Here is a 1,311-nt window from a genome sequence, read left to right as displayed (position 1 = left end):
GGTTCATCCGGCTCAAGGATACTTTTGACAAAAAATAGGACATGGCGTCCAACCGGTGGAAGTACCACCAACCATCGGGAGGATGAACCGCCATGTCCACAAGTTTGCTTTACCACGCCTTCGGGCTGTCCGGCTATGACTATGTTCGCCAATCCTTTGTGGCCGGAAACGTGATCTTTGATATACGTCCCAAATCAAAGTTGATTCGATGCCCTGAGTGCGGAAGCCGCAAAGTCATTCGACGCGGGGAATTTGAAAGATGGCTCAGGACGGTTCCCGTAGGCCCAAAGCCGGTTTGGCTGTGCGTTTCCGCCCCACGTGTGGAGTGTCGAAAATGTAACTGCGTCAGGCGAATTGATCTCAAAATTGCCGAGCCTCGACGGTGGTACACTCGGGCTTTCGAGCGTTTTGTTTTATCCCTCACAAAGATGATGACCATGCTTGATGTGGCCGACCTGCTTGGTATCGGCTGGGATGGCGTCAAGTCCATCTTCAAACGGCATCTTCAGCGGCGATTTGGCAATCCGCCCTTGTCGAAACTCAAGTACATCGCCATTGACGAGATCAGCGTGCGCAAGGGGCACAAGTATCTGACTTTGGTCATGGATCTGCAAAGCGGAGCAGTCGTATTCGTGGGCGACGGCAAGGGGGCGGAGGCTCTGATTCCCTTCTGGAAACGGTTGAAACGCTCAAAGGCTCGGATACATGCCGTGGCAACGGATTTGAGTTCCGCATACATCAGTGCGGTAATGACCAATTTGCCCGGAGTCCCGTTGGTCTTCGACCACTTTCACGTCGTGAAACTCATGAACGACAAGCTGACGGAGATCAGACGGCGGCTCTATCGAGAACTGAAAGAAATGCCCGACAGGGAGGTTCTCAAAGGCACTCGTTGGGTTCTCTTGAAAAATCCAGAGAACCTGCAAATGAAATACGGCGAGCCGGATCGTTTGAAAGAGGCACTGCGGATGAATGAACCGTTGGCGACCGCCTACTATATGAAAGAGGAGTTGCGGCAAATTTGGAGTCAGGCAAACAAGCAGGAAGCGGCGATTTTCTTGGACGACTGGATATCACGTGCAACATCTTCGGGAATTGGCCCGCTGATGATCATAGGCAACACCATGGCAGGGTACAGATCGGGCATCCTGAACTGGTACGATCATCCCATTTCGTCAGGCCCGATGGAAGGCACCAACAACAAGATCAAGACCATGAAACGCCAAGCCTACGGCTACCGTGATCAAGAGTTTTTCAAACTCAGAATCATGGGCATTCATGAGGCAAAGTACTCTTTAACCGGATGAACCT

The 1,311-nt window shown here is 51.9% G+C and carries 1 protein-coding gene; it reads left to right on the top strand.

Annotated elements, in window-relative coordinates; genetic code table 11:
• Positions 1 to 92 precede the first annotated feature (92 nt).
• Positions 93 to 1,307 (top strand): ISL3 family transposase, encoded by a 1,215-nt coding sequence (locus tag FMS18_RS20125; protein WP_163296440.1) that lies wholly within the window; start codon positions 93 to 95, stop codon positions 1,305 to 1,307.
• The last annotated feature ends 4 nt before the right edge of the window (positions 1,308 to 1,311 follow it).

The organism is Desulfovibrio sp. JC022, assembly GCF_010470665.1.
In the GTDB taxonomy this organism is placed as follows: domain Bacteria; phylum Desulfobacterota; class Desulfovibrionia; order Desulfovibrionales; family Desulfovibrionaceae; genus Maridesulfovibrio.
Note: the sequence above shows the minus strand (reverse complement) of the source record. Positions and strands in the feature narration are given on the sequence as shown.